The organism is Nitrococcus sp., from assembly GCF_059432795.1.
The window spans coordinates 1-4,966 of the sequence record NZ_JBXWZQ010000213.1 but is presented as its reverse complement, the minus strand read 5'-3'; the positions used below and the strand labels follow the sequence as shown (position 1 = coordinate 4,966).

The 4,966-nt window shown below is 60.2% G+C and carries 5 protein-coding genes; all 5 read right to left on the bottom strand.

The window, feature by feature from the left end:
- Window positions 1-173: 173 nt before the first annotated feature.
- Entirely contained in the window at window positions 174-617 is a 444-nt protein-coding gene (locus AC52Q4_RS15050) for a 23S rRNA (pseudouridine(1915)-N(3))-methyltransferase RlmH (RefSeq protein ID WP_495537614.1), read from the bottom strand.
- 12 nt (window positions 618-629) lie between these two features.
- Entirely contained in the window at window positions 630-1,442 is an 813-nt protein-coding gene (locus AC52Q4_RS15045; protein WP_495537613.1) for an endonuclease/exonuclease/phosphatase family protein, read from the bottom strand.
- Complete coding sequence (locus tag AC52Q4_RS15040) at window positions 1,435-2,211, bottom strand: hypothetical protein (RefSeq protein ID WP_495537612.1); 777 nt, start codon at window positions 2,209-2,211, stop codon at window positions 1,435-1,437. Before AC52Q4_RS15040 ends, AC52Q4_RS15045 begins: the two co-directional genes overlap by 8 nt.
- Before the next feature lie 142 nt (window positions 2,212-2,353).
- On the bottom strand, window positions 2,354-3,592 hold the full coding sequence (locus AC52Q4_RS15035; protein WP_495537611.1) for a ribonuclease D: 1,239 nt from the start codon (window positions 3,590-3,592) through the stop codon (window positions 2,354-2,356).
- A gap of 17 nt (window positions 3,593-3,609) precedes the next feature.
- Window positions 3,610-4,716: a murein hydrolase activator EnvC family protein gene (locus AC52Q4_RS15030; protein ID WP_495537610.1), complete on the bottom strand. Its 1,107-nt coding sequence runs from the start codon at window positions 4,714-4,716 to the stop codon at window positions 3,610-3,612.
- Window positions 4,717-4,966: the final 250 nt, after the last annotated feature.

Below are 4,966 nucleotides of genomic sequence, written 5' to 3'. Positions count from 1 at the left end.
TAGGGCTATCCCACTTGCTTCTTCGCTTTGAGTACCGCGTGACTGCGACTCCACCTGACTGAATACATGACTTGATCCAACTGATGCTACCCATGCTCTGAATGTTAACATGTGTTATAGACTCCGGAACTTATCGACTCTCCGGCCACGAATGGCAAGCCGATTCACACCGTCTATTCGTGATGATATTTCGAGCCGGTTTGGATCGAAACCGCGCGGTAGAGCTGCTCATAGAGCAGCAGGCGCGCAATCTCATGGGTGAACGTGAGGGGCGAGAGCGACCAAACCACATCCGCACGTTTTTTGACTGCTTCGCTCAACCCATAGGCACCCCCGACGATAAAAACGACTGACTGCCCCTGGAACTCAACGAGCGAATCGGCGAGCTCCTTCGAGCGATAGGTCGTCCCCTCCTCGCCGAGCGCGTAAACGCGGGCGTCGCTTCGCTTGGCCAAAACGTCGAGAATACGCTGCCCCTCACTCGCCACGTCGCCGTCTTTTAACTCGATACACTCAATCTGCCCCTGCCGCTTCAGGCGTTGCCCAAAGTCCTGGCAAAGCGCCGCCAGGGAGCGGTTTTTCACCTTACCGACACCGATGATCGTGAACCGAAACATAGAAAAAGATCCTCAAACCTCCAGCTCCACGAGCACGGGCCGGTGATCGCTTACATAGCTGCGCAGGACGCGCGCGGAGCGCACCCTGTAGCTGGGTGGCACAAAAATAAAGTCCAGGCCATGCACCGGCATGATCGAGGGGAAGGTGCGGGAACCGCGCCCCGTGGGATGCAACTGGTAGGCGCACTGCTCCTGCAAATAACGGAACAGGTGACGCACCGCATCGATTGGCTTGCCGGACCGACTGTTAAAATCCCCGCAAACGATGGGTGACAAGTGGGGGGTGCCGTCCGAGGTGTAGTGCTTATCATCGAGAAATTGAATCAGCCGCTCGATTTGCTCAATCCGGCGGAGGCGCGAGCGATAGTCCAGATGGACGTTGACCAAAGGCAAAATACCATGGGGTGTCTGCAACTCCGCGCAGACAAAGCCTTTCTCCCCCAGGGATGCCCCACCGAAGGCTTCGTGCTCTGCGTGGAGAATCGGAAAGCGTGTCAAAAGCCCGTTGCCGTAGGCCAGCGGCAGCTTTCCTTCCCGGCGATTGTGCACGCCGAGGTAGGCGTGCCCGTAGTCGGCCTGTTCCTGCAGGAAATCCAGCAGGTGAATGCGCCGATTCCAATGCGAGTCTTCGTCCACCTCCTGCAACGCCACAATATCGGCGTCGATCTTGCCGAGCAACGCTGCCACCCGGCGCAGACAACGCTCGATGCCCTTCTGCGAGTGGAAACCCTGGTAGGTGGAGAGCCCGCGCCCGTGGGCGATGTTCAGCGTTAGAACCCGTAGCGATCGCGAGCCGGAGGCATGCGCGTCGGCCACCTCAGGCATCGTTGGCGTCCTTGATCGACTTCGCATAGAGCGAGACCGACTTAAACAAGGTGTCGGCAAAGGATGCGATCGTCACCAGGACCAATTGTAGTTCCATATCGGTCAGGGTCACCACGTCACCCTCTTTAAAGACCTTTCGCTGGTCCACGAGTTTGCCCTGCTTCTTTCCGGGATCTGAATCGCTGTCGACGATTTGGACCGCCTTGAGCTCCAGAACGAGCTCCGCGTTGTCATCGACCTGCGCTTTTTTCACGACACCGCCCTGTTGCAGGAGAATCTGCATGACGAATCCCAGGGAAACGATGGAGTCTTCCAACTCGCACATGATGCCGTAGTCCTCCTCCAGCTTATTGAACTTGGCGTCCAGCGCCGCCGGCACGAAGGCTTTTTGCGAATCCTGCGCCACCTGCTGGGCCTCCTGGCTGACCTGCGCATTCGCCTTCGTCGCTTTGACCAAGGCGAGGAAGAAGTGCGCGTTGTTCATACCGGTCACCGCGAGGTTGACGCAGTCGCCAACGACCTGGCGCACCAGCAGGTCACGGGCATAGGCCTGCATCTGCTCAAAGTTTTGATGGTGCTGTGCCGCTGGCATGACGCGCGGCGCGTTGGCCCGCTCGTTGTAAGCCGACTCCTGCACGCCTTCCCTCGCCGCCATATTGAAGGCGAGCATATCGAAGTGGCGCTGCAAGCCGGCCATGAATTGCTGGGCGATTTGTTGTAAATTAACCTGTTGCGGCTGACCGCCGTTGGGTGCTGGGTTTTCTGTCATAGGGGGTGTAGAAAATCAGTATTCCCCGGTTGCACAACCCTGGAATTTTCCAGACTGCTTCGACAAGATCTGTCCGGTCGGGATGGCAGCTACGCGGGACGGTTTGATCGCTTAATGCAGGTCGCCAAAAATCGGAGTCGGCTCAGCTCAGTTTCGGTAGCTTGGTTTCGGGATTGATCGAAACGTTGCCTTCACCCTTGAGAAGGCGGGCCAGAGCATTACCGCAGAACTCGGCACGCCAGCCGCGGAGCATACGGTGGCTACCCGCTTCCAAATCATTGATACCGAGCACGAATGCGGTCACTTCGGCGCGGTTCCCGATGAGGGCATGATCGATCCCCCCCGCCATGCAGATGCCCTTGATGCAGGCCAGAGCGAGGTCGACGCGGGCCTCGTAGCCGTCGTCCGGCGAGGGGCCCTGGTGCTTTTGATTGGGCAGCTCCGGCAGGTCGCCGGCGCGCCCGCGTTCGATCGCGGCCCAGATGTGATCGCGATTCCGGTTGGCGGCGCGTTCGTTGAGACCTTTCATCTGACGAATGTCTTCCGGTTTCCCGGGAGGTCGCTTGGTTAGCGAGACGAGGGCGTCGTCCGAGAGGATGAACCCCCGCGGCAAATTTCGGCGGCGGGCTTTTTCTTCGCGCCAGGCACCGAGGGCGCGGAGGATATTGCGCTGCTGATTGGTCAGCGAGCCGCTCCCGCGGACGCGTGGCATGACTGTGTCGGGGACAGCCTCCCCGTAGAGGCTCTCGTCCGTGTAGAGCTGCATTTCATCCTCGATCCAGCCCTTGCGCCCAAGCGCGTCGGCCCTGGCCATAATCTTCACCATCAGGTCCACGGAGTGGCGCACGTCATCCTCGGCGTATTGCAATTGTGCATCGGTCAGGGGACGCTTGGTCCAATCGGAGCGGGTCTCGGTCTTGGCGAGGCGCACTTTCAGGAGCGTCTTAAGCAGTTCACTCAGGGAAATGGTCGACGAGAGGCCGACAAAGCCCGCGCTGCGCTGGGTATCGAAAATATTCTTGGGCAGCCCGCCGCAGGTGCGGTAGAGGATGTTAAGATCCTGCTGGGCGTCGTGCAGAATCTTCACCGTGCCGGAGTCAGACATAAGCTCGGCCAGGGGCGACCAGTCCTCGATAGCGGGGGCGTCGACCAGCTCGCAGTGGCCATCGGGGTAGCCGATCTGTATCAGCCCAAGCGTGGGGTAATAGGTGCGGTCCCAGATAAACTCGGTATCGACGCCAACGGCACCGGCCTCGCGGGCCCGGCGCACGGCATCGGCAAATGCTTCGGTTGTGCTAATCATAAAGTTGGGAGCGTCGTGGATCCCGCACCGGATGGAAAGGAGATTTTTTAAACGCAGCCATGAGCGCCCGCTACGCAAAAGCTTGATCGCCTCATTTAGCGGAAGCCGAACAGCTTGCGGAGGGACCCAATTGTCCCGGAGCTGATGGCGGGCGTGGCACCGCTCATGGTGACGACCTCCCGGCAGGTCTGGGATTCGATGAGTGTGGGGTTGTAGGCGATCAGTTTCACATTACCGGGCTGCCCGGGTAGCCGTTCTTCGGCAAAGCGCGGAGTCCAGGACTTTGGCAATCCATATTGCGTAAAGGCGATATCCCAAGCCACTACCGAACGGCCCTCGTAGGGGCGCGTGACCAAAGCCGGATAGTTACGGACGAAGCTCGGCACCTGCCCGCTATACACGCGTATCCGCGCGGCGGCTGGTAATTGGCGCAGATATTCAAAGAAGTTACCCACCCGGCCCATCCGGACGGATTGGTAAAAATCGAGCGGATCGACACTGACCAGGTTCATGCCGTTCCACTTGTCGTGGCGGTTTTTACTGCCGAACCGCTGGCGGTCGAACCAGCCCTGAAAGTCGTCGGTTAGCCGGAGGCCGATTTCAAAATGAAGGTGCGCGCGGCTCTTGGGGATCGCGTAGGAGGCCAACCGGCCCATCGTGCCCAGCACGATGCCCGCGTCAACCCGCGCGCCGGTTGTGATGCCTCCGGCCACGCCAGCAAGGTGCGCATAGAGCGTATGGTAGGGGGGCTCCTCGCCATCGTGTTCGACCACGATATAGCGCCCGTAGCTGCTGTGTCCCGCGACTTCGTTGATGTAGACGACCCGGCCGGGCAGCACCGAGTAGATGGGGTCGGCGGCTTCGCGGCGCCCGTCACGGCTGACCGGATAGAGGTCGAGGCCTTCGTGGAAGCGTTGTCCCCCATTGCGAACGCAACCGAAGAGTCCCGACTCGACCCGACCGGAGGAGGTCGGTTGGACGTAAGCTTCGATCGGCTCCCCATTCTGAAACGCCGGATTCGGCGTGGGCCATATAAGGTTCGCCGAGGCAGGCAGGCAGGCGCTAAAAAGCAGGAAAAGAATCGCAGCGGCGCTGACTGAGGGGCGTCCGCAGGCGGACACGCCACGGGTGCCAAATTGTGGCGTGCTTGCTCGCAAGCGCCCGCAGTGCCCCCCAACTTGCAAATTGGGCCGGTCGCTCACGCTGACGTCGAAGCGTCCGCAAGCGGACACGCCACGGGTGCCGAATTGTGGCGTGCTTGCTCGCAAGCGCCTGCGGTGCCCCCCAACCCGCAAAATGCCCCGGTTGCTCACGCTGACGTCAGGGCGTCCGCAAGCGGACACGCCACGGGCGGCATTCCGGAGAAAGCTTCTAAGACGCGGCCAGCCCATTACTTCCTTTTCTGGATCTCGATGAGGGTCTGCTTAATGTCGAGCACGAGTTGGCCCAGCT